Source organism: Dellaglioa sp. CoH-56-MRSF-11, assembly GCF_056782135.1.
Genome location: NZ_JBXAYE010000004.1, coordinates 13,709 through 40,595 on the forward strand (window position 1 = coordinate 13,709; position 26,887 = coordinate 40,595).

A 26,887-nucleotide genomic window follows, 5' to 3' on the forward strand; every position below is an offset into this window, starting at 1 on the left:
TTTTTCGGTAGCGTTTATTTTGAACTGGTACTTGAACTTGAACTTGTAACAGTTTTTGAAGAAGAACTTGCAGTTGGTGCCTTTAATTCAGGAGCATCTGTTTGATATAAGGTTGTTGTCGACTTATTGCCATGTTTTGAATAGAGGCTTGTCGAATTGTTTTTAAGCGTTTCTTGTAATTTTAGTAATTTACTATATTGATTCTTATAGTTATAGTCACTTGGTTGCGTTGGCTTAAAATTCTTTGGTGTATAGTAACGTAATAAGTTTTGATTATTGACTGTATCCGATAAATTTAGTTCGGTACTGACTTTTGTCTGATCTTTCTTTATTGTTTCCTTAACAATTTTAGAAGGGTGCGTAACTTCTTTACCTGTTACATTATCATAAATTGTAGAATCTAAAACAGTATAATTAGGTGTAATGAAGTTTTCATTTCTAAACGCAACTGTCTGATCGTGATTCTTAGAAAATAAATCTGTCCCAAATTGAACATATGATGACGAATCTAGGCCTAATAAGTGAAGAAGGGTAGGTAAGACATCAACTTCACCACCATATTGATTTTGGATGCCACCATTTTTACTTCCAGGAATATTAATCATAAATGGAACACGTTGTAATTGTGTATTATCAAATGAGCTCCATGTTTCGGATGATTTACCAAGAAGTTTAGCAAGCTTCACATTTCTTGAATTTGAAATACCGTAATGGTCACCATAGAGGACAACCATTGTATTATTAGATAATCCAGATTTTTTTAAGTATGTGAAAAATTCTTTAACTGATTCGTCTAAATAATGAGCCGTTTGGAAGTAATTATTAACAGACGTATCACCTGTATCTGGAACTTCAAAGTCTTTATTTTTTGAATCAATATCAAATGGGAAATGATTTGACACGGTAATGAATTTTGCATAAAAAGGTTGCTGTAATTTTTCTAAATATTTAACTGAATCATTGAATAATAACTTATCTTTTAGACCGTATTCTAGAGTGTTATTTGCAGACGTATCATAATAACTTGAATCAAAGAAGTATTGGTATCCCATACTTTTATAAACGGAATCTCTGTTCCAAAATGATCCAATATTACCGTGGAAAACAGCACTAGAATAACCAGCGGTTTGATTTAAGATAGCGGGAGCTGCTTCAAATGTATTTTCGGATCCAAGAGATGTGAAAACAGATCCTTGAGGTAATCCATAGATACTTGTTTCTAAGAGATTCTCAGCATCAGATGTTTTACCTTGTCCGACTTGATTGAAAAAATTAGGAAAACTATAAGTTTCTTTACCATTGTATAGAGAATTTAAGAAGGGTGTGACTTCTTTTCCATTCACCTTAAAGTTAATTAAAAATTGTTGAAAACTTTCTAAATGGAGCACAATAACATTTTTACCTTTTGCGATACCATACATATTTGGATTAGGTGCTGCATAATGTGACTTTGTAAAATCAAGGACATCATTTAAATCAGAACTTTCAGCAGTATCGCGAACCCGATTGTTTTTAACTGTTTTGAAACTGTCGTAGACGGTATATGAATCAATTCCTAAGTATTTAACAATATAATTACGATCAAACGTTCTCGTAATTAATTGTGGTCGGTCAATTTCGCCTAATGTTAAACTTGCCAATGTTAGCATTATTGAGAATGATGTAATTGCAAACGCGTTAAGTTTACTGAATGGTCGAGTGTTAAATTTTAAATAGCGAGTTAAGAATAAGCAAATAATAAGCACTAAGTCAATGACGTAAAAAATATCGTGTGGTTTCATTAAAGCAAAAGAGCTGCCACTAATACCTTCAGAAACTTTAGAATAACCTAACATTGTATTAATTGTCATAAAATCAGTAAATTCTCGATAATAAATAACATTAAAAAATAGTAATGCTGAGTTCGCAATGTAAATTAAAAACATAGTCAAATATGAAATAACTGGTTTTTTAATGTATAATGCAAGTCCGAGTAGTAGCATGGTTGTGCCAAGTGGATTTAACAAAAGGACAAAGTATTGATAAATTCCTGAAACACCAAGGTTAAAATCAATAAGATATGCAGTAATTGTTTTTAACCAGAAAAGAAACAGAAGTAGGGTGAAAAATCCAAGCTTTGTGTTTAGAAATGTTCTAAATCGTTTGAGTGTCTGCACGGTTTGAACCGTCCTTTCGAGTATAATCAAATTAAAATCGTAACTGTAGTTTACAGTCTATATTAAATTTGTGTCAATTGATGCTAAGCTTTGTTAATGCATTTTTAACTTATTAAATTTACATGAAAAATAATGGTACATACTAAAATATCATGTTTTTATTTGTTAATATAGGAGAAGATGGAAGGTGAGGTTGAAAGAATGTTATTTTTATCAAAATTATATGAATACGTTTTACATCATTACTCACAAGGTATTAACCACTTTCCATTAATCCATCTTATTTTTTTAAGTGTTGATAAAACAATTTTTTACTTAATCGTGTATCTTGTTATTCGAGTAAGTATAGGGTTGTATCAAAAGAAAAAAATAAACTTCAGAACAGAATTTGTAAGGCTATTATTAGTTGCGTACCTCGTTTTATTAGTTGAATTGACGGTATTTAGATATGTCTATTTCCCATGGGATATCCGATTGAATTCAACCTATAATTTTCATTCTATCAATTGGACACCGTTAATTGAAACAATTAAACTGACAAATGGACAATCTTTGTTCGATTTCGTGTATAATCTATATGGTAACATTCTTTGGTTTGTTCCGTTAGGAATTATTTTACCCAGTCTAAAGCAATTTAAAAAGTATTCTCTAGTAAAAACAATGTTGGTTGGTATTTGTTTATCAATCGCTATTGAATGTGGACAGTTTGTACTAGGATCCGGAGTTAGTGATATAGATGATATCATTTTTAATTCATTGGGTACATTGATAGGCTGTGGGCTATATCTTATCTTAAATCAAATATTAAATAAAAAAGACGTTAAAAAATAGAAGGAGTGCTAGTCATTGAGAAAAGTAGAAATTATTTCACATGCAGCAAAAAAGTTTAAAAATGGATACCCATTAATTGATAAGGAAGATTTACAAACAACTCGTGATTTTAAAGAAGGAGAATGGGTTGCATTAACGCTACATAATCAATTTGTCGCTTATGGTTATTTTGCAGAACAAAATCGTGGGGATGGCTGGATTTTTTCACGAAATGAAGAATCACGTATTGATGAAGATTTTTTCTCAAAATTATTTAATAACGCTCGAATGAACCGTAAATCATTATTTACTAATAAGGAGACGAATGCCTTTCGTTTCTTTAACGGTGAAGGTGAAGGTATCGGTGGATTAACAATTGATTATTACGACGATTATTATGTATTTACTTGGTATAGCTTAGGTCTTTACCAACACAAAGATATGATTTATAGTGCATTTTCTGATGCAGTTACAAGTTATAAAGGTATTTATGCTAATCTTCGTTACGATACAAAGGGTGAACCATCAACATTCAAAGTTCGTGGAAAAGATGCACCTACGCCACTTATTGTTCAAGAAAATGGCCTTCAATTTGCTGCATATCTTAATGAAACAACGACAGGACTTTTCTTAGAACAACGTGAAATGCGTAAAGCAATTATGAATAAATATGCTGAAGGAAAACTTGTGTTTAACGGATTTAGTAATACAGGTGCAACATCAGTTGCTGCATCAGTAGGTGGCGCACTTAAAACAGTTAGTGTAGATGTGAATAATAAAAATATTGATCGTACAAAAGAACAATTTGTACTTAATAATATTGATCCTGAAAAACAAGAAATTCGTGGAATGGATGTTTTCGGCTATTTAGATTATGCAAAGAAACACCATATTAACTATGATTTAGTTATTTTGGATCCACCAAGTTTTGTACGTTCAAAGAAAAGAACATTCTCAGTTCAAAAAGATTATGTTCAACTTGCTGAAGATGCTATTGATATTACACAAAAAGATGGTGTTATCATGTTCTCAACTAATTCGGCAGGATTGACGCTCAAAAAATTAAAAGAACAAATCACAGAAGCTTTTGCTAATAAGAATCGTTCATTTACATTACTTGAAACATTCCGTTTATCAAGTGACTTTGTAACAAACAAGGAATATCGTCAAGGTAATTATTTAAAAACGTTAGTTATTAAAGTTGATTAATTAAAAAACAATCCTATTTATTATTAAATAGGATTGTTTTTTTTCGTAAAATATAAAAAATTCATAAAAACAAAATGCTTGTAATTAAACGTTTATGAGTGTTTTTGATGGATTTCGAATGTAACCCGTTTCAAATGTTGCTAAAGCTATCATCAAATTTTTGTTTTAAGGGTTGTAAATACGGTTACTTTACTGCTAAAATAGTTAAATCGCGAAAAAAGAATAAAAGAGAGAGAGTAGAGGATTTAATTAATTATGATTATCTTAATGGCAGTAATCCCTGCAATTGCATGGGGTAGTATTGGACTTATAAGTGGAAAACTTGGCGGAACTGCCAACCAACAAACAGTTGGTATGACATGGGGTGCCTTGATTTTTGGAATTGCCATTTATGGTATTTATCAACCAGAAATGGACACAAAAGTCTGGATTATTGGTATCGTTTCTGGTTTATTTTGGAGTTTAGGTCAAAATCAACAATTCCATGCTATGAAAGCAATCGGAATCTCAAAAACAGTTCCTGTTTCAACAGGCTTACAGTTAGCTGGTAATGCGTTGGCAGGTGTCATACTGTTTAATGAATGGAAGACAACTCAAATGGTTGTGATTGGTACTATAGCGATGATCGTTATTATTGCTGGTGCTGCTTTGACATCATTGAGAGATAAAAAAAATTCAGTTCTATCTGATTCAGAAAAAAATGAGAATACTGCTGCTGGTGTACGTGCTATTATTTTGTCAACAATTGGTTACGTAGGTTATACAATTGTTGTTCATTATGCAACAGTGGGCATGACTGCTGATGAATCACGTGCATTTACAATGGCAACAATCTTGCCACAAGCTGTTGGTATGGTTATAGGTGCTGGATTTGTTGCGCTTATTGCAAATGAAGTTATTATGCACTCATCAACTTTTAAAAATGTATTAACGGGACTTATTTGGGGCGCTGGTAACATCTTTATGTTCTTATCAATTCCTAAATTAGGTCAAGCTGTTAGTTTTTCATTTTCTCAAATGGGAGTGGTTATTTCAACATTCGGTAGTATCTACTTATTAGGAGAAAAGAAGACTAAGCATGAGATGATTTATGTCACACTTGGATCAATATTTGTTATTTTAGGTGTTATTATGTTAGGAATTATGAAAACTTTATAAAATGGTGAAGGAGTGTTAATCGATGGATTTAAGGAAAAAAGAATTTGCGACAACTCATCATGTTAGTAAATTAAAAAGAACCCTTAAAACCGGTGATCTCATTCTTTTAGGGTTAGGCGCAACAGTTGGTACAGGTATTTTCGTTGTTACGGGGAATGCTGCCAGTCAAGAGGCTGGTCCTGCCCTTATTTTGTCGTTTATTATTGCCGCAATTGCAGTTATAATGAACGGCTTTTCTTATGCAGAATTTTCATCAAGAATACCAGTTTCTGGTGGTTCGTATAATTATGTTTATGTTATTTTTGGTGAGTTTATAGCCTGGTTCGTTAGTTGGTTTACCATTTGTGAATATATTCTAGCGGGGGCTTCTGTTGCCTCAGGTTGGTCTGCGTATATGCAGGGGTTCTTGATAGGGCTTAATATCCACCTGCCTGTTGCGCTGAGTGCATCGTATAATGCAGCAAGAGGGTCATATATCGATATTATTGCTGTTATAATTACGTTAGTCGTTACATGGTTAACAACATTTGAAGCAAAAAAGGCACTACGTTTAAGCAAAATAATGGTATTTGTAAAATTTGCGATTATTCTTTTATTTATAGTAGTGGGTGTTTTTTACATTAAACCTGGTAACTGGCAACCCTTTATGCCATTTGGTACAAGTGGGGTAATGAGTGGGGCCGCATTAGTATTTTTTGCCTTTTTAGGGTTTGAATCTATTGCGATGGCATCAGACGAAGTAATTGATCCGCAAAAGACAATTCCAAAAGGAATTATTGGTGCGATAAGTATTTCTGCTATTTTTTATATTATTGTTACGTTAGTATTAACCGGAATTGTCCCGTATACACAATTAAATGTTAGTGATCCAGTTGCATTTGCGATGCGATTTGTAAATCAGAGTATTATTGGAAATATAATCTCGGTAGGTGCAATAATAACGCTTCTAAGCGTCTTAATTGCATTAGCCTATGGTTTATCGAGAATGATTTATTCGGAGGCGAGAGACGGATTATTGCCCCAATACTTAGCAAAAATTAGCGATAAGACGAATGCGCCCAAAGCAGCATCATGGACAGTCGGTATTTTTATTGCGATTGCAAGTGGGTTAGTGTCTATTGAAAGTTTAGCCAAATTGACTAATATTGTAACGTTAACCGTACTTGTTATTTTGGCTTTGGCATTAATAAGTTTAAGGAAACAATTTGGTGAACCTAGTAAAGGCCAATTTAGAGTTCCATTTGTACCATTGTTACCAATCTTGTCTATAATTATTTCAGTCTATTTGATGATTCAGTTACCGATTAATATCTGGGTTGCCTTTCTAATTTGGATTATTATAGGATTAGTTGCTTATTACGGTTACGGATATTCTCATAGTAAACAAAAAAAATAACGGAATTTGTAATTAAAGTTCTGTTTGACTGTTATATTTTCTACTAAGTATTGTATAATGTAAGTTGTTAAATAAAGAATATGAGGGAGATAATTAAAATGGCACATATTTCATTCGATAGTTCTAACTTATCAAAATTCGTCCAAGACAATGAACTTGGCGAAATGCAAGCACTTGTTACTGCAGCAGATAGTGAATTACGCAACGGTACAGGGGCAGGTAGTGATTTCCGTGGATTTTTAGATTTACCTAAAGACTACGATAAAGAAGAATTCGCTCGTATTAAAACAGCAGCTAAAAAAATTCAATCTAATTCAGAAGTTTTAGTCGTTATCGGTATTGGTGGTTCATATTTAGGTGCTCGCGCAGCTATTGAATTCTTAAACCATACATTCTATAACTTATTACCAGCTGAAAAAAGAAATGCACCTCAAATCTTATTTGCTGGAAATTCAATTAGTCCTTCATACGTACATGATTTAGTAGATTTAATTGGTGATCGTGATTTCTCAGTTAATATTATTTCTAAATCAGGTACAACAACAGAACCTTCAATTGCTTTCCGTGTTTTCAAAGAAAAATTAATCGCAAAATATGGTAAAGAAGAAGCTAACTCACGTATCTACGCTACAACTGATCGTAAAGTTGGTGCCTTAAAAGTTGAAGCTGATTCTGAAGGCTATGAAGCATTTGTTATTCCTGATGACGTTGGTGGCCGTTTCTCAGTTCTTACTGCTGTTGGTTTATTACCAATTGCTGCTTCAGGTGCTGATATTGATGCCTTGATGCAAGGTGCTGAAGACGCACGTGTTGAATATTCAGATGCTGATTTAACAAAAAATGAAGCATATCAATACGCAGCTTTACGTAATATTTTATACCGTAAAGGTTACACAACTGAAATTCTAGAAAACTACGAACCAAGTTTACAATATTTCTCAGAATGGTGGAAACAATTGATGGGCGAATCTGAAGGTAAAGATCAAAAGGGTATTTACCCATCTTCAGCTAATTTCTCAACTGATTTACATTCATTAGGCCAATATATTCAAGAAGGCCGTCGTAACTTGATGGAAACTGTAATTAATGTGGGAACTCCCGTTAATGATACTGCTATTCCTGAAGAAGAGGGCGATCTTGATGGCTTAGGCTACTTAGAAGGTAAGACAATGGACTTTGTTAATACAAAGGCTTTCCAAGGTGTTGTTTTAGCTCATACTGATGGTAATGTTCCTAACATGATTTTGAACATTCCTACACAAGACGCTTACACATTAGGATATACAATTTACTTCTTTGAAGCAGCTGTAGCTGTATCTGGTTACTTGAATGGAATTAACCCATTTAACCAACCAGGTGTTGAAGCATACAAAAAGAACATGTTTGCCTTACTTGGTAAACCTGGCTTCGAAGACCTTTCAAAAGAATTAAATGCACGTCTTTAAGATAAAAAAGTTATAAAATAAAAATCGTCTGAACTTTTAAAAGTTCAGACGATTTTTATTTGGAATAAATTAGTTCTTTTTGATCATTTTGTAATTTTCGTCATAATATTTACCATTACGAATATCATCTGGCATACCAACATAAGGTTCTTCATTGATAACATCTTCGTTATTTTGACCGGCATCACCGATGTAAGTGATTGTAGCAAATTCTGGGACAACCATTTTAGGATATGTTTCGTATTTTTCACGAGATTCTTCCATCAAATCGATATGGTCATTTTGGTAAGTAACTGTAATTTCAGGATGTTCTTGAACCCATTTAGGGAAGAAGATTGTTCCGTTAATTTTCATTTCGTTAGGTAAGAAATCTAGAGCGACATCAGTACCTGTAGGTTCTGTCCAAGCAATTTTATAAATACCTTCAGTAAGCATAACGATGTGAGCTTCTTGATCAGTTACCCAACGTCCAGCAACCATACCACCATGGATACGGTAGTCAACAGTATGATCATTTTTAGCGTACCATTCATATTCCCAACCGTTATCGTAAGTATATACAAAATGTGTACCTAAGAAATCATCTAATGTTTTAAACTTTTTTTCTGTATTTGTCATAATTTTTGTTCTCCTTTAAAGTGTTTATTTATACATGTAAAAGTTTACATGTTTTTGTTTACTTGATTATAGTATACTGATAAGTATTAAAAGTCAAGTTAAGGGGAAAAATGGCAAAAAAAAATAAATTACAATATATTATTTTAGGATTATTGAATCAAGAACCATTATCGGGGTACGATATAACTAAAGCATTTACGACTGATATTGGAGAATTTTGGCAAGCAGGACATAGTCAAATTTATCCTGCTCTTAAAATAATGGAAAAAGATGGATACATTACGCATGAAATTGAAATAGCAGGTACTAAGTTAGAAAAGAAAATATATTCTATTACATCACAAGGTAAAAAAGTTTTAATGGATTGGTTAGTATCAGATAGTGGGGAATTAAAACCGATTAAAGACGAATTTATTTTGAAACTTTATTTTATTAAAAATAAAGATGACGTTCAATTACAGCAAAGATTAATTGAGCAATTACAGTTACATCAAGTAAAATTAGATCATCTTGAAGGAAGAATGAAATTAATTTTTTTCTCAGAAGAAGAAATCAACAAACAATATGGTCATTATTTGATTTTAGATCATGCAATTGAACGAGAAAAATACTGTGTTAAGTGGTTTAAAAAGTATCTTAATTAAATAATAGACGCTTATAAAACGTCTATTATTTTTTTATTGAAGGTCTTTTTTTCTAATCTTAATCTTTTTGACTTATAAATTATGCTAGAATATGGTTATTAAACAAAAAATAAAAGGGCGGTTTCTATTTTGAAAAGAATGACGAAATATGTATTATTTTTATCTAGTGTGATAGTAGGTATTGGTATCGGAGCATATCAGGCCTCGGCTAATACTTCGAAGCCTGAAGGTGTGATGGGGTCAAATGTACCTGAATCATTAGTTAAATCAGCATCTTTATTGAGTAAATCGGCTACAAATCGCGATAATTCAATTCCTGATTTATCAGAATTTCAAGGATCATTTACAGATGCACAAGCTAAAGTATTAAAGAAAAATTTTAAATTTATTATTTTACGTGTTCAATATGGGTCAAATCGTAAAGATTTAGTGATTGATCATAATATTGCGATGATGAAGAAATATAATATTCCATATGGTGTTTATTCATTTAGCCAATATGAAAATGTTGCTGATGCTAGAGTAGAAGCGAAAGACTTATATAACCGTGCCAAGGATGCTAAGTTCTTTGTCAATGATTATGAAGATCAAACGGTTACGAATGCTAGCAAAGCAAATACTAACGCCACAACAAAAGCCTGGGCTGATGAGATGGCTAAATATGTAGGTAATCGTAAAATTATACTTTACTCTTATGCTAGTTTTATGAAAACATATGCCAGTACGGCTGTTAACGCATATGATGGTTTTTGGTTAGCTGCATACCAAAGTAATGAGCCAATGGAAACAAGTCATTCGTTATGGCAATATACAAGTAACTTTACAAATCATGGTTTATCAGGGGTTGGAAACATTGATGCAAGTATCATGTCTGGTAAAAATGCTGATTGGTTTTTAAGTGCATCAACAGATAACAAACCAACAGAAAGTACACCACCCACGAACGCAGCTGGGAAAGCACAAAGTTATAATGAATTAGTTTCAATTAAAAAATCTGGATATAATGTTTGGGGTAATTTTAGTTGGAATAAAGTTAAAAATACGACAACTGGAAAAATTGGAAAAGTTTATAGCGCAAAATATTACTATAATCACAGTAATGGTAACAAATATTACTCATTGTACGATAGTAAAGGCAAATGGGCTGGATATGTAAATAGTAACGCAATGGAGGTTGCTTCAGCTAAAGAATTTAAAGCAACCGCTAAAATTACTAAACGTGATTATACTATCTGGAGTAATTTTTTCTATACGTCAGCAAAAGGAACAACAGCTAATTATTATGGTCAAAACTTAAATGTCAGATACAGATATACATTGGGTAATGGTAACGTCTATTATTCACTTTATAATAATGCAGGTACATGGTTAGGTTATATGAATAGTAATGCTTCAAATTTAGTTTATTCATCATATGATAAGATTGTTTCTGTTAAAAATAGCTATACTATCTGGGGTAATTTTAATTGGACAAGTAAAAAAGGATCTACAGTTACTAACTCCGGACAGACATACAATGCTAAATATGCGTATAAGATTAATGGTAATACGTATTACTCACTATATAATGGTAATAATGTTTGGAAAGGCTATGTTAACAGTAATGCTACGAATACCTTAGTAGCTAAATCATTAAAGGCAAAGGTCAAAATTAGCGATAAAGGTTATAATGTCTGGGGTAATTTCTTGTGGTCATCTAAAAAAAGTACTTCTAGTAATTACTATGGTCAAACATATAACGTTAGATACAGATATACTACAGGAAACGGAAATATTTACTACTCACTTTATAACGATGCCGGTAAATGGATGGGTTATGTGAATAATAAAGCAACTAGCCATATTTATACTAAATACAATAAAATTGTCTCTGTTAAAAGAAGCTATGATATCTGGGGTAATTTTAATTGGACGGTAAAAAAAGGGTCAACTATAGCTAACTCAGGTACGAAATATACAGTAAAATATGCTTATTCAATTAATGGCAATAAATATTACTCGATATACAATGCAAATGGTAAGTGGCAAGGATATGTAAACAGCAACGCATTTTAAATGAAAATAGTTCTAAGTTAATTGTTGTTGATGAATTATGATATTGAAAGACAGTGTGACTTAAAAATGCCTCATAATCGTTAGACCTACGTCTAATAATTATGAGGCATTTTTTATATTGATAAATTTAAAGTTGATTTTGAACGTAACCTAAAGTGCATAGTAGGAACCGGATGATAAATAATTATTTAATTTAAAAATACAGTCATACAACAGCAGCTGATGAGAGGGTATACGGTTATTATTGCAAAAAAAAAACCTACCCGAAGGTAAGTTTCAAAGGCTTATAATTAAGCTTTAACAACGTTAGTTGCTTGTGGTCCACGATCAGAATCTTCAACATCGAAAGTAACTGCTTGGCCTTCGTCAAGTGATTTAAAACCGTCACCTTGGATAGCTGAGAAATGAACGAAAACGTCGTCGCCAGATTCGCGAGTAATAAAACCAAAACCTTTATCTGCATTAAACCATTTTACTGTACCTTGTTCCATAATATGAAACCTCCATGTGCTGTAAGCACTAATATATTTTGCATTTGTTGATTGAACTATTAAAAAGAAGTGTGTTCATAAATGAAACAAATCACCTTTAAATAACCGAACCATAAATACATAAGTTTAATATAACATCTAATGACGATTAATGCAAATGTTATTTGCTCGATTTAGTGTGTTTTTTAAGATAATGCAGTAATTCTGTTTCATTACGAAATTCATGTGGGCTAACTTGATTATGAAGTCGAATCGTAATTTTATTAATTTTGATTCGACCAGTCCAAGTATACGTGTATTCAACGATAAATCTATTATTGAGATCATCCTCATCTAAGCCAAAATTAAGTACGTAAATACGATCTGGAACCATTAATGGATTGAGATGTTCTTTATCGTAATAAATTTTGTTTGCTCTTAAGAATTTTTTTGTCTTACTTAACATAGTGTATAAACCTCCAAACTATTATTATAGTGTATTCAAAATGAAGGAGACAGAATTGAATCGGGGATTTAAGTTGCTGTCACTTTATTAATTTAAGTACCATCATTAAAATATCTCATTTAGTATATCATAAATAGAACATAAAATGAGAAAATACTATATAAATCATTCGGAAAAATTGACAATAAACAAAAACATGTTAAGGTTATAGTAGCTCAATATTAATATTCTTAGTATAAATTATTCAGTTTGATGATTTCTATTCATTTATTCACGCTGGCGCAACCAAGGAGTTGCAAGGATGTAAAGTAGGTAGGGTTACATCGTTTAGAAGTAGAATTAGTAACTTATTTTAAAATTAATTAACTCAAAATTAAATATAAATATTCAGTGAGAAGGCTACCAGCAGAATTTGTTGGTAGCCTTCGTCAATTAAAAATATATATAGCATTAAAAATTAATAGCGGGTATGAATGTTAGAAACTTTAAAATATAACCCTTTATTACTTTATTGAAGTATTTAGAGTGTACATACAAAGGAGGTAGGTATTGTTTACCTGCTTTTTTTAGTGTTTAATATGTGAGTGTATAAAAATAAAGGGGTGTTGGATAATGAAAAGGGTAGTCGTATTATGTGCTTCAACAATGGTTGCATTATTATTAGTTGCATGTGGGAACAGCAATAGTGCAAGTAAGGAATCGTCATCATCTGAGGTAAAATCATCTAGTTTGCAGAAATCAAAAAGTGAATCAAATAAGAAAGAGTCTATAAAAAAAGCAAAAGTATCTTCTGAAAGTAAAGCATCATCAGAATCAGCTGCCAAAGAATCAAGTATGGTAGCTGAAAGGTCATCTAAGGCAGCTAATCTTGTGAGAAATGAATTAAAAAAAGGATTTAGTTTTGCTCCAATCAAATATAATGGTGAGGACATCAGTAAAGCTATGGAAGATGGTACTGCTCCACGGCACTCCCTTTTTGATTTAATTACTCTAGGTTACGCAAAAAGTGATACAGTGGTTCGTACACAGCTGGGAAAAGATAGAGCCTATAATTATACGTATAAGATAACCGATAAGTTTATTATAATGAGGGGTGAATCTGGTTCACATCGCATACCTTACACAATAAAGGGATCACATATAACATATGGAGAATGGATAGAAAAACAATCTAATGGAACAAAGCTTACTTATGAGTTTGCATTAGAAACGACTGCCAAAGATGCAATAGACGCACAGCAAACTCAAAATAAAATATAATGGTTAATTGAAACATCCATACTGTGGATGTTTTTTTGTACGCCAAAATAGAAAATGTCGTACGGGTTATTGCGGCATTTGGGGCTGAACAAACTTAGTATAAAATATCTTTGAATGGTTAAAAATCTAACAAAACCTGCGACTATTAGTATGAAAATATAGATTATGTTGTACAGAGTTTTATAAAAGTGCATAAGGTGAATACGAATATTGATTACCTATCATTTTTAGTGTTTAATTTAAAGGTAAATAAATTTTAGGGGAGTTTCAAAATGAAAAAGGTATTGGTAACGTGTGGGATAGCAATGATGTTATTATCATTAACTGCGTGTGGGAGCAGCAATTCAAAAAAGGATGAATCATCTTCTATTGATTCTAGTAAATCACAAGCAAGTTCAAAGAAAATAGCTAGTTCAATGAGTAGAGAAGTTTCATCGTTAAAAAAAGAAAAAAGTAAATTACAGGAAACGAAAAAACAGGCAAGTAGGAATGTAGGAACTCTGACAGTTCAGCAGATGAAAGACCATCCTAAACAGTCAGCTGTAGCAATCGCTTATTATGGTGCAAATCGTTTTTGGAATGGTTTAACGGATAAAATAGCAGATGGGTTCAATGTTTCAATTAAAACACCTAATTCAAGTACAGTTAAGTATTATATTCAAAAAGGTGATAATCCATATTATAGATTACTGGGGGATGTACATAATACTGTAGCTTATTATGACAATGCAGATAATGAACTACAAAAAGTTGGTATGTCGACAATAGCTACTTATGTAAATCAAAAGTTAACTGATGGTAGTCGAAATACTCTAGTGAATAACGTTATCATCAATGCTAGTGATGATACACAACAATCCAGTGATGGGCTATCAATATCAATTGATGAAGCGATTAAACTGATTATCAAACATGAAAATTCAAATGATAATTACGGCAATTTTAACTTGATAATAACAGATAGAAGTAAAAGTACTATAACTAAAATTAATAATAATGATGATATTCCTGCAGCGTTGGGAGGATACGTACCCTATGGAAATGGTGGTTGGGAAATAGAGTTGGTGTACACGGGTGCAAGTCTTCGAGAAAAATATTACCTAGTGCCTGATCATAACAAAACAACCGTTTCACTTAAAACTATCTCACGCTATTCGACTAGACCAGACATAGATACAGAAAACTTTACGCTAAACCGTTAAATAAATATAATACTTTATAGTGATATTCCATAATGGTTCATTAATGCATTCACAAACGTGAGTGCTTTTTTTGTAAAAAATGAAATATGGAACTGGGAATCTTCAGATAAATACCGGGCCTTAGAATATTAGCTAAAATTTAGAAAAGCAAAATTAATGAATTTCTTAGCATAGTAGCTAAAAAGTATATACACTAATAGTGTTGACGAAAGTGCAAACATTTAAAAAGCTAAAGAAATAAACTATACTATCTAAAATGATCCATCATGAATGATACGGTTGGAAGTACAAACGGTAGCCAGATTCAAAGTGTGAAAAAGTTTAGTGTGAGTTAAATCATCATTTAGTGATTTTTGAGTAACTAGTGATCATTAAAATAAACCTTTTAAGTTACGTAGAGTTTCATAGTATTTCATAGAGTTGGGACAGGTATTGTTTACCTGTTTTTTATTGTTTAATATAGAGGTAAATAAGATATTTGGAGGTAATGCAGTGAGTAAAATATGGGGGTTTATAAAAAAATATAAATGGTTCATTTTACTAGTAATATTGATAGTGACTGTTATCATCCCTTGGGTCATCAATATTTTTATTGGCATTGTTCCAGGAGTAGGTTCGAGTGATGGGTGGCTTGGATTTTGGGGAGGTTATATAGGTTCTTTCATAGGTATTGGTGGTGCAGCTATGTTTGCATATATAAATACAAAGTTTCAGTTAAAAGAGCAAAGAAAAAATGAGTTAAGTAATGCCCTTGCTGTAGAAGATATTAAGAACATATCTAGATTAATTTCTATTAATAATAGATTTACCGCCAATATTATTTTAATGAAAAAAGATATTTTCTCTAAGGGTACATTAGAAACAATAGATGATATTCGTAATTTGGGTACAAAAATTAATAAAGAAAAATTGAATGAAATTACTAATTTGAAGAATGAATATGTAATTTATTTTGAAACATACGTTAGCTATGTACCCGAATTATCAAAAAAATGTGATACCTATCAAGATAATATTGCTACACTTTGGAGTGATTTAATGAAAACATACGATGAACTTACTATGGCAGTAAAATGGTTATTGAAAAATAAAGAAGAAAATATAGAATTGATAGATCAAGAAACTAATAAAATTAATAAAATTTTTACAGCAGTTGCAACAAATATAGACTCTATATCTTTTCCGTTAAATGCAGTGAATAAAATTTTAAAAGGCGAAGCGGCGAGGATAAGGTGTAATAAATAATACCTTATCTATAATTGATGTTTAGGTATTCTTAAAGTAAGTAATAGGGTTAGTGTTAGAACCTGCCAAAACTTGCCATAAAATACTTTATAAAGCTCATCAAAACTCTAGTAAGCTCGTCAAAATGATACTTCATTTATACCTAATATGTTAGCAAATATTAGTATATGGGTGCAGCTATTCATCCCTGGGACTTATTAGATATGTAGGCAAAAATAAGTATTCGGACATTTCGGACCCCCTAAAGGGATGCAATTAAAAAGGTTATCAAGACATTCAAGACACCCTAAAGGAAGTAGATTTAATTAGATGTGATGAAATGACTACGGTTTGTTGAGGGAAAATAAAAAGCACCTACTTAAGAAAGTAGATGCATCAGTACATACATGCCCGTACAGTTTATTTTTTTGACTACGGTTTTGACTACGGTTTGTTGAATCTAGATGAAACCTTATGAAACTCTATGAAAACACTTGATTGGGTAAGTAGGGATCGAACCTACAGATTGCGGATTCAGAGTCCGGCGCCTTACCAGTTTGGCTATTACCCAAGAATAATTAACTTCCTAATTTTAGCGATATAACGGTCTTTTGTCAAATAGAAAATAGTAATATTTTGTTGAAACAATAAGAAATAGTAAAGATGATTAATTATTGATAAAGAAAAGTGATGATTACTTTTCTAATTGATACATAACGTTATAATGAAGGACATAAAGATTGTGTTATGTAGAGAAAGTACAAATGAATAAATTAAGCTAAAGTTTTGCACATTTTATTAAGTTATTATTCTATAGATGGGTTTGAGGCGAACGTATTGGAAATAAAACTAAGACGTGAATTAAAAAAGTTATACATTAGATTATTGATTGCGTGTGTCACAACGTTATTGATAGGTACCACGAAAGTTCTCCTACAATATAAATGGTTATCTTTTGTTATGTGGGCTGCTGCATTGTACTGTCTCGGTTTGTATCTGTATTGTTGTTTTATTCAATTTTTAATTTGGCATAAAAATCATTGACATCAAATCTATATGGGTTATACTTAAAAGAGTATTTTTGCCCAATGGTCAAATTGGTTAAGACGTCGCCCTCTCAAGGCGGAATTACGGGTTCGAGCCCCGTTTGGGCGATAAAAGATGTAATTAATTAGAATATTTAAAAAAGTGATTAAGTAGGGGAATGAAGTGAACCCCCTGAGTTGGAGAAATCTAACTCAGGGGGTTTTACTATGTTCACAGTTGAAATAAAGAAAAAAGTTCTAAAAGAATATTTGAAAGGTAAACCAGCCGGTTTACTAATGAAGAAGTATGGAATCAAGGGATCTGCAACTATTTATCAATGGTTGGATCATTTTAAAATGTTTGGGATTCAAGGCTTAGAAAATAATTTAGGGAAGACATTTTATGATTATTCCTATAAAATGAAGGTCATTCACTGGCGATTAAAACATAGGGCTTCTTTTCCGGTTACAGCACGTCATTTTAAAATTAAGAATCCTGTCGTGATTTGGGACTGGGAAAAGAAACTGGTACAAGGTCGCTTAAAAACTTCAAAAGGAAAACTGCCTAAAATGACTAAATCAAAAAATCCAAAAACTTCAAAACAATTACAAGAAGAAAATGACTTTCTAAGGGCACGGGTAGCGTACTTGGAAAAATTGGACGCCTTAATACAGAAAAAACAAAGATTAAAAACCAAGAAAAAGCCCAGATAATCACTGAGTTAAGGTGTGAATTACAGATTAAGTTGGCAACCGTATTAAAAGCTGGACTGATGTCCAGCAGTAGCTACCATGATGCTTGTAAACGAGAGTACCAACAAGATTCAAAAGAACTGATTGAAACGATTAAAACAATTTGTGAAGGGCATTCTGATTATGGGTATCGTCCCGTAACAAGTGAGTTACGTAACATAGGCATTAAAATCAATCACAAAACCGTGTTGAGAATAATGCGAGAAAACAAACTCCTATGTCACGCTTACGAACGAAAAACGAAAAGATATAATTCATATAAAGGAACTGTTGGTAAAATAGCTTCCAATCTTTTAAACCGACGTTTTAAGACTGATAGATCCTATCAAAAAATAGTAACTGATGTCACTGAACTACGATGGGGAAATAAAAGTACAAATGAAAGAGCTTATTTTACGGCATATATTGATTTATTTAATAGTGAAGTCCTTCAATGGTCAATTAGCCTCCACCCAACGGTGGAGTTTGTGACAGAACCACTAAAACGGTTAATCAATAAACGTTCAAATCTCAGTTATCGAATGACAGTTCACTCTGATCAAGGATTTCAATATCAGAACAGCCGTTATACAGAGATTATCAAATCAGCAAAAATTTTTCAAAGTATGAGTCGCAAAGCGACTTGTTTAGATAATGCATGTGCTGAAAGCTTCTTTCATATTTTAAAAGTTGGGACAGTTCATAATCACGATTATGCGACATACGAAGCTTTAAAAGTAGCCATAAAAAATTATATTGATTATTACAATCATAAAAGAATTAAAATAAAACTGGCCGGTATGTCTCCGATTGAATATCGAAAACATACCGACCAGATGATCGCTTAATATTTACTCCAACTTTTGGGGTTCACTTCAGAACCTGCTTAATCACTTTTTTGTTTAGACATTTTGTTCAAATGAAAGTTCAATTAAATATTTATCATGATGTGTCAGATACACGGTTGTTACCCAGACGTCCATATAGTCAGGGATGGAATGATCTAATTTATCGTTAAAGTAATCTAATAAATCACCGTGTTTTGAAACGAAATCATCAGTGAGACGATTAACAGTTAGTTTATCTGGTAAAAAATAAATATCAGCATCAGCTACTTTGACGCTTCCTGGTATGACGAGGGTTATTGAATTAGTATAGGTCAAGCGTGAAAAGAAAACGTCTTCTGGATGTCGTCTGACATAAGATAAGACGAAGAATATAGAATCTGAATTACTAGCCATAAGTGACACTCCCCATCTAAATGATTTACTTCATTATACCAATTTAAACGAAAATGTTTTGATTTATTTTATTATAGTCGTAGACAGACTAAATTTAAAAATATATTTTAGGTTTTTACTTAGGTAAAATCTTAATGGTAGCGTATACTTGAAGGTACAAATATAAACCATTTTATGGAGGTGCAGGCGATGAAGACAGTTCATTTTTATTTAGTAAGACATGGTCAAACACGATTGAACAGATTAAAGAGGCTACAAGGCGTGACTAATTCTCGTCTGACACACAAGGGGCGAGAGGCAGCTAGAAATTTGGGAACACAATTAAAAGATGTCTATTTTGAAGCCGTGTACACAAGTGACTTAAAACGAACGCAAGATACTGCGGACTTTATTCTTGAAAAGCATGACTCTTCGTTTGAATTTCAACCATTAAGAGGACTTCGAGAAGTCGATTTTGGTCGACTAGAAGAGATGAAAAATAAAGATTTAATTCCAATGCTTGTTAAAAAATTTGGTTTTTTTAAAGTGAGTCAGGCCGTTTTAGGGCATAATCGCTTTAGAAACTTAGTAAATATGTTCGCAGAGCTTGAAGGAACTAGCCAAGCTGAAACATATGATAAGATGACTAGTCGAATAATTGATACATTAACGGATATTGGGAATCAGTACCAGACGCAGGGAGGAAATATTTTAATTGTGTCTCATGGTCTTGTGTTATCAAGTTTTATCGACAGCTTAGAAAAAAATCAACTTCCAACGATGCTCTTGAAGAATGCTAGTGTTAGTAACGTTGATTTTAAAAAAGGTAAATTTACAATTGTGAAGATTAATCAAAAGGGGTGATTACGATTGCTATATCCTAAAACGATAAATAAAATTCGACAGTTAGTTAATGATGGTATTGTTCCTGGTGCTTCATATGGGGTTATCCATCATAATACAATTAGCAATCAAAACTATTTGGGATATTCGCAATTAGTCCCTGAAACTGAACAATTAGCTGACAATGCACTTTACGACGTTGCATCACTAACTAAAGTGATAGGAACAACAACTCTTATTTTAAAATTACAAGAAGAGGGTCGTTTGAATGTTGATGATTCCGTAAAAAAATACCTACCAAATTATCAGGACGAACGGGTGACTTTACGGCATATGTTGACGCATACGGCAGATTTTCAAGGGTATATTAAAAATCGAAATCAATTATCGGAACCAGATTTAAAACAAGCACTATTCGGACTAAGTAATGGTGAAAATCTTGGAAAAAAAGTTATTTATAGTGATATCGGACTAATTTTTTTAGGATATATTATTGAAAGTATTTTAAAAATTCCTGTTCAGCAAGCATTGCAGCAAGAAGTCTTAAATCCCTTAGGATTAACTGATAGTACTTTTAGTCCAAATATCTCAAGAAGTGTTCCAACTGAGATTATTCCTGACTTAGGTCTTTTAAAGGGTATTGTTCATGACCCCAAAGCACGGATTTTAAAAGAACATTGTGGATCGGCAGGGTTATTTTCCACTGTATCCGACTTATTACGATTTATGCAGTGGTTTATGTCAGATGGTCCTGAACGTCCAGTATTACGGCCGGAGACGACGCAAATGTTATTCTCAGATCAAACACCTACAAGAAGCTTGGGTCGTTCACTTGGCTGGGATCTTCGTGGAGATGGCGATTGCTTATCTGTCTATCATACTGGTTATACAGGAACATTTATAATAATGGATCAATCCATGCAAGACGGGTTGGTTGTCTTAACGAATAGGGTACATCCGACGAGTGATAATAGTCTCTATTTGGTAAAACGAGATGAAATTATAGAAAGCTTTTTAACGGAAAAAGCTGGATTGTAACCGATTAACATTCAAAAATGTAACCGCTTATGATAAAATAAACCAATAATATGTTTAACGAAGGAGAGAGCAACTAATGACAGAACCTTTATTCTTAAAACCTGTATTACAAGAAAAAATTTGGGGTGGTGATCATCTTAAAACGGTCTTTGGATATGATATTCCAAGTAATCATACTGGTGAACTTTGGGCTATTTCCGCACACTCACATGGCCCAAGTACTGTTTTGAATGGTCCATTTGCTGGCAAAACATTGAATGAAGTCTGGGATTCAAATCGTGAAGTTTTTGGTAATGCTAAAGGGGATGTTTTTCCACTTCTAACTAAAATTTTAGATGCTAATCAAGATTTATCAGTTCAAGTACATCCGGATGATACTTATGCAATGCAACATGAGCATGAACTTGGTAAAACAGAATGTTGGTATGTTATTTCAGCCGAACCTGGGGCAGAACTTATTTATGGGCACCATGCTAAAACACGTGAAGAATTAGCGGAAATGATTCATGACGAAAGATGGGATGATTTATTTACGCATGTACCTGTTAAAGCGGGAGATTTCTTTTATGTTCCTAGTGGTACAATTCATGCCATTGGTTCTGGTGTGATGGTCCTTGAAACGCAACAAAGTAGTGATACAACATATCGTGTTTACGATTTTGACCGTGTGGATGCAACAACGGGTAAGAAGCGTGACTTGCATATTCAACAATCGATTGATGTTACTAATGTGCCTAATAAAGTTCCTGAACTCGATATTCAAACAAAAATGGTCGGGGATGCCAAAGTAACAACCTTTGTTAAAACACCATTCTTTAGTGTTTATGAATGGTTGATTTCAAACGGATCAGCAAATTTTAAAAGAACAGTCGCACCTTATACTCTTGTTTCAGTTTTAAAAGGTGAAGGTCAGATTAAAGTCGATGATAAAATATATGATTTAAAAATGGGTATGCATTTTATTTTACCAAACGAAGTTAAAGAATGGACAATTACAGGTGATATGCAAATTATTGCATCAGAACCTGGAGAAAAAGCATAAAAAAATAAAGATTCAAACAATAATATACTATTGTTTGAATCTTTATTTTTTTACTAAAATGTTGGTTCGATAACGAGTGCTTCTTGTTGACTAAAATCAACATCTGGATATTTACGATGCAACGCAAGCAGTAGTAGACGTTTAGCTAATTCACCATTTCTTGTTAAGATTGGGCCATGGAAATATGAACCAAAAACGTTTTTGTAAATGACACCTTCTGAAGCATCACTACCATTATTACCTTTACCTTTTAACACTTTACCAAGTGGTCGTTCATCTTTACCGAGGAAGGTCATCCCGTTATGATTTTCAAAACCATGGTAAGTTTCACCGGTATCTTCATTTTGAATCGTAATATCTCCGATAAAACGATTGTCATCTTGTGTCTCTGTATAATGACTCATTGCACCAATGCCAGGAATTTTTTCACCATCAGCACCGACATAATATTGACCAAGTAATTGGTAACCGCCACAAATTGCGAGGAGGGGACCGTTATCTTCAATATAGTCGGTTAAGGCCTCTTTTTTGTCTTGAATATCTTTTGAGACAATTTTTTGTTCGAAATCTTGTCCACCACCAAAGAAAGTTAAGTCAAAATGATCTTTGTCAAAAGGTTGATCTAAACTGATGACTTCAGTTTGTAAGTCAGTATCCATTTGCTTGGCATAATATTCTAACACCAATAGGTTACCAACATCACCATAAGTATTTAATAAGTCACCATATAAATGGGCGACGTTTAAATGATATTTTGCCATTATTACATGCCCTCCTTGATATAACCATCATTAGCGAGTGATTTACGTAACTGTAAAACAGCTGTATAAGTGGCTAAAACGTAAATATGTTTTGTGGGGAAGGTTTTAAGTTGTTCGATAACTTTAGCAATGTCAGGTTCTTTAATTAATTGTTCATCTTTGACACCAGCGACCTTAAAACGGAATGAAACATCTTTATAACGTTCACCACCCGTCATGAATTGAGGAATGTTCATTTGTGTTAATTGTTCGAAATTCCCATCCCAAATCCAACTGGTATCAATACCATCTGCGTAATTTGCATTTAATAAGAAGGCCAACGAGAATGGTTCTGTATCTGTTGCAATCATATCTAGTACCTGATCGAGGCCAACTGGATTTTTAACTAAAACTAAGGTAATGTCTTTGTCTTCAACATGGATGACTTCTTGTCGACCAAAGACTTGCTCATCGTCTTCACTTAATGTATTACTAATTGTTGCAGGACCAACATTGAAGACACGACCAACTGCATAAGCAGCAAGGGCGTTGTAGATGTTATATAAACCGCCGACATGAATTTCCATGGGTTGTCCATCAACTATAAAGTGAGATGATGTGGGTGTTTGTTCTAAAAGTGATGTTAATTGGTAGTCTAATTTTGGACGACTAAAATGACAGTTTGGACAATAATATTTCCCGAGATTAGCATACGTACGGGTTTTATAATGTAAGATATGTTGACAAACTGGACAAAGAATCCCATCAGTATTCGTAGGTGCTAAACTTTCTGTTTCCTCTTCATGATTAAAACCGTAGAAAACAAAAGGATTTGGTAATTCAATTGAATGGAAAATGGGTGCATCACCATTTGCAATAATTGTTGCATTGGGTGCTAATTTAATCCCATCAATAATTTTTTTGTAAGTTGTATAAATTTCACCGTAGCGGTCCATTTGATCACGGAAAATATTTGTTAGAACAAATGCTTTAGGCGTGATGTATTGGGTTACTTTAATGACATTTGCTTCATCAACCTCAAGAACAGCAAGAGGACGCTCATTTTTTTTGCGCTTATCCGTTAGAAATGCTGTGATAATACCTTGTTCCATATTTGATCCAGCAGAGTTTGTTAAGATATGGTCATATTTAGCACCTAAAACCTTAACTGTTAAGGCGGTTGTTAAGGTTTTACCGTTGGTTCCAGTGATGACAATAACGTCATAATTAGCACCTAATGTTTTTAAAATTTCTGGATCTAACGCGGCAGTTATTTTGCCGGGTAGAGAGCTACCACCTTTTAGAAAGGTGTGCAAAAACCAATATGATGATTTCCCTGCGACAGTTGCTATTGAGCTTTTTATCGTCATTAAAATATCCTCCGTTTACAGAAAATTGACTACATAGGATAGAATCCACGTCATAGCCTACTTTACTGAATTTATATTATGTCTATAATAGCATAATTACAAAATTCTACATATAAAATGCCTAATATTAAGAAAAAATTTTTATTTAATGAAATCCAAGCTTAAATCGGATATACTTAAAGACGGAAATCTGAAAAACAGAAGAGGTTTATTATGGCGCAATTATTTTTTAAATACGGTGCAATGAATAGTGGTAAGACAATTGAAATCTTAAAAGTTGCGCATAATTATGAAGAACAAAATAAATCAGTTATTATTTTAACAAGTGGTGTGGATGACAGGGATGGTGTTGGATTTGTTTCAAGTCGAATTGGATTGAAACGTGAGGCGACACCTATTTTTGAAGAAACAAATGTCTTTGATTTAGTTCAACAGACTAATTCAAATGCTGCTTGTGTTTTAATAGACGAATCACAATTTCTAAAACAAGCACATATTATTCAATTAGCTAAAATTGTGGATGAATTAAATATTCCAGTTATGGCTTTTGGGTTAAAGAATGATTTTAAAAACGAATTGTTTGAAGGATCAAAATATTTATTATTATATGCTGACAAGATTGAAGAAATGAAAACAATTTGCTGGTTTTGTCATAAAAAGGCCATCATGAATTTACGTATTCATGATGGTAAACCTGTATATGCTGGCGAACAAATTTTAATAGGTGGTAATGAAGATTATTATCCAGTATGTCGTAAACATTATAACAATCCGTTGATGACACAATTACAATAATCAGATAGACTAGAAAGATAAAGAATTAAGAGGAGACAATATAAAATGGATGAAATGTATGATCAATTACAATCAGTTGATGATCGCTATGAAGAATTAGGCGAATTATTGTCTGATCCTGAGATTATTTCAAATAATAATCGGTTTATGGAATTATCAAAAGAAATGGCAAGTATCCGCGAAACAGTTGAGAAATATCGCCAATATAAAGTTGTTGTTCAAGAACTTGCAGATGCTGAAGAAATGCTAGGCGAAAATTTAGATTCTGAAATGGCTGAAATGGCTAAAGAAGAATTATCTGACGCAAAGAAAGCAAAAGCAGCTTTAGAAGAAGAAATTAAGGTACTATTAATTCCTAAGGATCCTAATGATGATAAAAATATTATCATGGAAATTCACGGCGCTGCCGGTGGGGATGAAGCTAGTTTATTTGCTGCAGATTTATTCTCAATGTATTCTAAATACGCTGAGAAGCAAGGTTGGACTGTTGAAATTGTGGATAAAAATGTGACTGAAGTCGGTGGTTTTAAAGAAATTGTCCTGTTGATTAATGGTGATAGTGTCTTTTCTAAGCTGAAATATGAAAGTGGTGCACATCGAGTTCAACGAATTCCATCAACAGAATCAGCTGGACGTGTGCATACTTCTACTGCAACAGTAGGTGTTATGCCTGAAGCAGAAGATGTTGAAATTGAAATTGATGCAAAAGATATTAGAACGGATGTTTATCGTTCTTCTGGTGCCGGTGGACAACATGTTAATAAGACATCATCTGCTGTCCGAATGACCCATTTACCAACAAACATTGTTGTAGCTATGCAAGATGAACGTTCACAACAACAAAATCGTGAAAAAGCTATGAAAATTTTGAAGGCTCGAGTTTATGATTTCTATTCACAACAAGAACAAAGTGCTTACAATGAAAATAGAAAATCAGCTGTTGGATCAGGGGACCGTTCAGAACGAATTAGAACTTATAATTTCCCTCAAAATCGTGTGACTGATCATCGAATTGGATTATCATTGAATAAATTAGATCGTGTTATGAATGGTGAACTTGAAGAAGTAATCGATTCATTGATTTTATATGATCAAACACAAAAAATGGAAAAGTTGCAAGAAAATGACTAATCCAACCTACTATGAAGCCTTGAAATGGGCTTCTTTGTGTATAGAGGAACATAAGTTAGAAGTTGAAAGTGGTCAGTGGTTATTATTAGAGCGACTAAGCTGGTCAACGACTGATTTATTAATGAATTATCAAACAAAAATGCCAAAAAATGAGTGGCAACAATATCAGATAGATATTCAGCAATTTTGTGATGGAATGCCGGCACAATACATTATTGGTCATGCCTACTTTTTTGGTATGCAATTGAAAGTGACCGAAGCAACCCTTATTCCGAGACCTGAGACGGAAGAATTGGTAGAATGGATGTTGGAGACATTGCCTGCTAATGAGAAGTTGGTAATTGCTGATATTGGAACCGGTTCTGGAGCAATTGCGATTGCTTTAAAACAACAGCGACCAAATTGGCAAATCTTTGCAAGTGATATTTCTAAAGAAGCAATTACGGTTGCCAAAAAAAATGCACAAGCACAGCAAGTTGATGTAACATTTTTGATTGGAGATTTAACAGAACCTATTCATGAATTGAAAGTGGATGTCATCGTGTCTAATCCACCATACATTGCCGAAAATGAGCGAGATGTGATGGATAAAAGTGTGATTGAACATGAACCGCAAGTCGCATTATTTGCAGCTGAAAATGGTCTAATCTTGTATCGAAGAATGATAGAAGAGGTGGCTCGCTTCACGCAAAAACCAAGAGATATTTTCTTTGAAATAGGGTATCAACAAGAAAACGCCGTGATAAAGATGTTAACAAACGCATTTGAAAATGCAGTTTTAATAGAAGGAAAAAAAGATAGTTTTGATAATCAAAGAATGATTCACGCAAAATTATAA

Annotated in this window: 25 protein-coding genes and 2 tRNA genes; 19 read left to right on the forward strand and 8 right to left on the reverse strand. The window is 32.9% G+C overall.

Going from position 1 to position 26,887, the window contains the following annotated elements; genetic code table 11:
* Positions 1 to 14: 14 nt before the first annotated feature.
* Entirely contained in the window at positions 15 to 1,925 is a 1,911-nt protein-coding gene (locus tag AC1RPT_RS05235; protein WP_481761938.1) for an LTA synthase family protein, read from the reverse strand.
* Between the two features lie 432 nt (positions 1,926 to 2,357).
* On the opposite strand from AC1RPT_RS05235, the gene AC1RPT_RS05240 reads away from it, so the two are divergent.
* The 5 genes from AC1RPT_RS05240 to AC1RPT_RS05260 all read left to right on the forward strand — a co-directional run bounded on the left by AC1RPT_RS05240 (position 2,358) and on the right by AC1RPT_RS05260 (position 8,174).
* Complete coding sequence (locus AC1RPT_RS05240; RefSeq protein WP_481761925.1) at positions 2,358 to 2,987, forward strand: VanZ family protein; 630 nt, start codon at positions 2,358 to 2,360, stop codon at positions 2,985 to 2,987.
* A 15-nt stretch (positions 2,988 to 3,002) separates the two neighbouring features.
* The gene (locus tag AC1RPT_RS05245; RefSeq protein WP_481761924.1) at positions 3,003 to 4,175 is read left to right on the forward strand and encodes a class I SAM-dependent rRNA methyltransferase; all 1,173 of its coding nucleotides are present in this window, start codon (positions 3,003 to 3,005) and stop codon (positions 4,173 to 4,175) included.
* 255 nt (positions 4,176 to 4,430) lie between these two features.
* Entirely contained in the window at positions 4,431 to 5,333 is a 903-nt protein-coding gene (locus AC1RPT_RS05250) for a GRP family sugar transporter (RefSeq protein WP_409022282.1), read from the forward strand.
* A 22-nt stretch (positions 5,334 to 5,355) separates the two neighbouring features.
* Complete coding sequence (locus AC1RPT_RS05255) at positions 5,356 to 6,729, forward strand: amino acid permease (RefSeq protein WP_481761923.1); 1,374 nt, start codon at positions 5,356 to 5,358, stop codon at positions 6,727 to 6,729.
* 98 nt (positions 6,730 to 6,827) lie between these two features.
* Complete coding sequence (locus tag AC1RPT_RS05260) at positions 6,828 to 8,174, forward strand: glucose-6-phosphate isomerase (protein ID WP_481761922.1); 1,347 nt, start codon at positions 6,828 to 6,830, stop codon at positions 8,172 to 8,174.
* Positions 8,175 to 8,243: 69 nt separating this feature from the next.
* On the opposite strand, the gene AC1RPT_RS05265 is transcribed toward AC1RPT_RS05260, so the two are convergent.
* Positions 8,244 to 8,792, reverse strand: coding sequence for a phenolic acid decarboxylase (locus AC1RPT_RS05265; RefSeq protein ID WP_481761921.1), 549 nt, complete (start codon positions 8,790 to 8,792; stop codon positions 8,244 to 8,246).
* Between the two features lie 110 nt (positions 8,793 to 8,902).
* On the opposite strand from AC1RPT_RS05265, the gene AC1RPT_RS05270 reads away from it, so the two are divergent.
* Entirely contained in the window at positions 8,903 to 9,436 is a 534-nt protein-coding gene (locus AC1RPT_RS05270; RefSeq protein ID WP_409022286.1) for a PadR family transcriptional regulator, read from the forward strand.
* A gap of 138 nt (positions 9,437 to 9,574) precedes the next feature.
* Positions 9,575 to 11,491: a GH25 family lysozyme gene (locus AC1RPT_RS05275; RefSeq protein WP_481761920.1), complete on the forward strand. Its 1,917-nt coding sequence runs from the start codon at positions 9,575 to 9,577 to the stop codon at positions 11,489 to 11,491.
* 290 nt (positions 11,492 to 11,781) lie between these two features.
* Here the strand turns inward: AC1RPT_RS05275 and AC1RPT_RS05280 are convergent, their stop codons facing one another.
* A complete protein-coding gene (locus AC1RPT_RS05280; protein ID WP_057973786.1) occupies positions 11,782 to 11,982 on the reverse strand; it encodes a cold-shock protein in 201 nt (66 codons plus the stop codon).
* Positions 11,983 to 12,142: 160 nt separating this feature from the next.
* Positions 12,143 to 12,427 (reverse strand): hypothetical protein, encoded by a 285-nt coding sequence (locus tag AC1RPT_RS05285; protein WP_481761919.1) that lies wholly within the window; start codon positions 12,425 to 12,427, stop codon positions 12,143 to 12,145.
* A gap of 612 nt (positions 12,428 to 13,039) precedes the next feature.
* Here AC1RPT_RS05285 and AC1RPT_RS05290 point away from each other — a divergent pair.
* The 3 genes from AC1RPT_RS05290 (at position 13,040) to AC1RPT_RS05300 (ending at position 16,134) form a co-directional block, all read left to right on the forward strand.
* Positions 13,040 to 13,687, forward strand: coding sequence for a hypothetical protein (locus tag AC1RPT_RS05290; protein ID WP_481761918.1), 648 nt, complete (start codon positions 13,040 to 13,042; stop codon positions 13,685 to 13,687).
* Positions 13,688 to 13,959: 272 nt separating this feature from the next.
* On the forward strand, positions 13,960 to 14,889 hold the full coding sequence (locus AC1RPT_RS05295) for a hypothetical protein (RefSeq protein WP_481761917.1): 930 nt from the start codon (positions 13,960 to 13,962) through the stop codon (positions 14,887 to 14,889).
* 492 nt (positions 14,890 to 15,381) lie between these two features.
* The gene (locus AC1RPT_RS05300) at positions 15,382 to 16,134 is read left to right on the forward strand and encodes a hypothetical protein (protein WP_481761916.1); all 753 of its coding nucleotides are present in this window, start codon (positions 15,382 to 15,384) and stop codon (positions 16,132 to 16,134) included.
* 477 nt (positions 16,135 to 16,611) lie between these two features.
* Here AC1RPT_RS05300 and AC1RPT_RS05305 read toward each other — a convergent pair.
* Positions 16,612 to 16,684, reverse strand: a tRNA-Gln gene (locus tag AC1RPT_RS05305).
* A gap of 511 nt (positions 16,685 to 17,195) precedes the next feature.
* On the opposite strand from AC1RPT_RS05305, the gene AC1RPT_RS05310 reads away from it, so the two are divergent.
* The 3 genes from AC1RPT_RS05310 (at position 17,196) to AC1RPT_RS05320 (ending at position 18,718) form a co-directional block, all read left to right on the forward strand.
* Positions 17,196 to 17,268: transfer RNA gene (locus AC1RPT_RS05310), tRNA-Glu, on the forward strand.
* A gap of 98 nt (positions 17,269 to 17,366) precedes the next feature.
* The gene (locus AC1RPT_RS05315) at positions 17,367 to 17,852 is read left to right on the forward strand and encodes a helix-turn-helix domain-containing protein (RefSeq protein ID WP_481761995.1); all 486 of its coding nucleotides are present in this window, start codon (positions 17,367 to 17,369) and stop codon (positions 17,850 to 17,852) included.
* Positions 17,853 to 17,878: 26 nt separating this feature from the next.
* A complete protein-coding gene (locus AC1RPT_RS05320; RefSeq protein WP_481761996.1) occupies positions 17,879 to 18,718 on the forward strand; it encodes an IS3 family transposase in 840 nt (279 codons plus the stop codon).
* 54 nt (positions 18,719 to 18,772) lie between these two features.
* On the opposite strand, the gene AC1RPT_RS05325 is transcribed toward AC1RPT_RS05320, so the two are convergent.
* Positions 18,773 to 19,111, reverse strand: coding sequence for a hypothetical protein (locus tag AC1RPT_RS05325; protein WP_481761632.1), 339 nt, complete (start codon positions 19,109 to 19,111; stop codon positions 18,773 to 18,775).
* A gap of 189 nt (positions 19,112 to 19,300) precedes the next feature.
* Between AC1RPT_RS05325 and AC1RPT_RS05330 the strand changes: the two genes are divergently transcribed.
* From AC1RPT_RS05330 to manA, 3 genes are all read left to right on the forward strand, one after another.
* The gene (locus tag AC1RPT_RS05330) at positions 19,301 to 19,954 is read left to right on the forward strand and encodes a histidine phosphatase family protein (RefSeq protein ID WP_409022293.1); all 654 of its coding nucleotides are present in this window, start codon (positions 19,301 to 19,303) and stop codon (positions 19,952 to 19,954) included.
* 6 nt (positions 19,955 to 19,960) lie between these two features.
* A complete protein-coding gene (locus tag AC1RPT_RS05335; protein ID WP_481761633.1) occupies positions 19,961 to 20,971 on the forward strand; it encodes a serine hydrolase domain-containing protein in 1,011 nt (336 codons plus the stop codon).
* A 76-nt stretch (positions 20,972 to 21,047) separates the two neighbouring features.
* On the forward strand, positions 21,048 to 22,013 hold the full coding sequence (manA, locus tag AC1RPT_RS05340; protein WP_481761634.1) for a mannose-6-phosphate isomerase, class I: 966 nt from the start codon (positions 21,048 to 21,050) through the stop codon (positions 22,011 to 22,013).
* A gap of 53 nt (positions 22,014 to 22,066) precedes the next feature.
* On the opposite strand, the gene AC1RPT_RS05345 is transcribed toward manA, so the two are convergent.
* Positions 22,067 to 22,774 carry a type 1 glutamine amidotransferase gene (locus AC1RPT_RS05345; protein ID WP_409022296.1) on the reverse strand — a complete coding sequence of 236 codons (708 nt, stop codon included), beginning with the start codon at positions 22,772 to 22,774 and terminating at the stop codon, positions 22,067 to 22,069.
* Between the two features lie 2 nt (positions 22,775 to 22,776).
* Positions 22,777 to 24,123: a MurT ligase domain-containing protein gene (locus AC1RPT_RS05350; RefSeq protein WP_481761635.1), complete on the reverse strand. Its 1,347-nt coding sequence runs from the start codon at positions 24,121 to 24,123 to the stop codon at positions 22,777 to 22,779.
* 213 nt (positions 24,124 to 24,336) lie between these two features.
* Here AC1RPT_RS05350 and AC1RPT_RS05355 point away from each other — a divergent pair, with 213 nt between their 5' ends.
* From AC1RPT_RS05355 to prmC, 3 genes are read left to right on the forward strand one after another with little or no spacing between them, the layout of a single operon-like run.
* Complete coding sequence (locus tag AC1RPT_RS05355) at positions 24,337 to 24,918, forward strand: thymidine kinase (protein ID WP_409022298.1); 582 nt, start codon at positions 24,337 to 24,339, stop codon at positions 24,916 to 24,918.
* Positions 24,919 to 24,963: 45 nt separating this feature from the next.
* Positions 24,964 to 26,049, forward strand: a complete 1,086-nt coding sequence (prfA, locus tag AC1RPT_RS05360) for a peptide chain release factor 1 (RefSeq protein ID WP_409022299.1) — start codon at positions 24,964 to 24,966, stop codon at positions 26,047 to 26,049.
* A complete protein-coding gene (gene prmC / locus AC1RPT_RS05365; protein ID WP_481761636.1) occupies positions 26,042 to 26,887 on the forward strand; it encodes a peptide chain release factor N(5)-glutamine methyltransferase in 846 nt (281 codons plus the stop codon). Before prfA ends, prmC begins: the two co-directional genes overlap by 8 nt.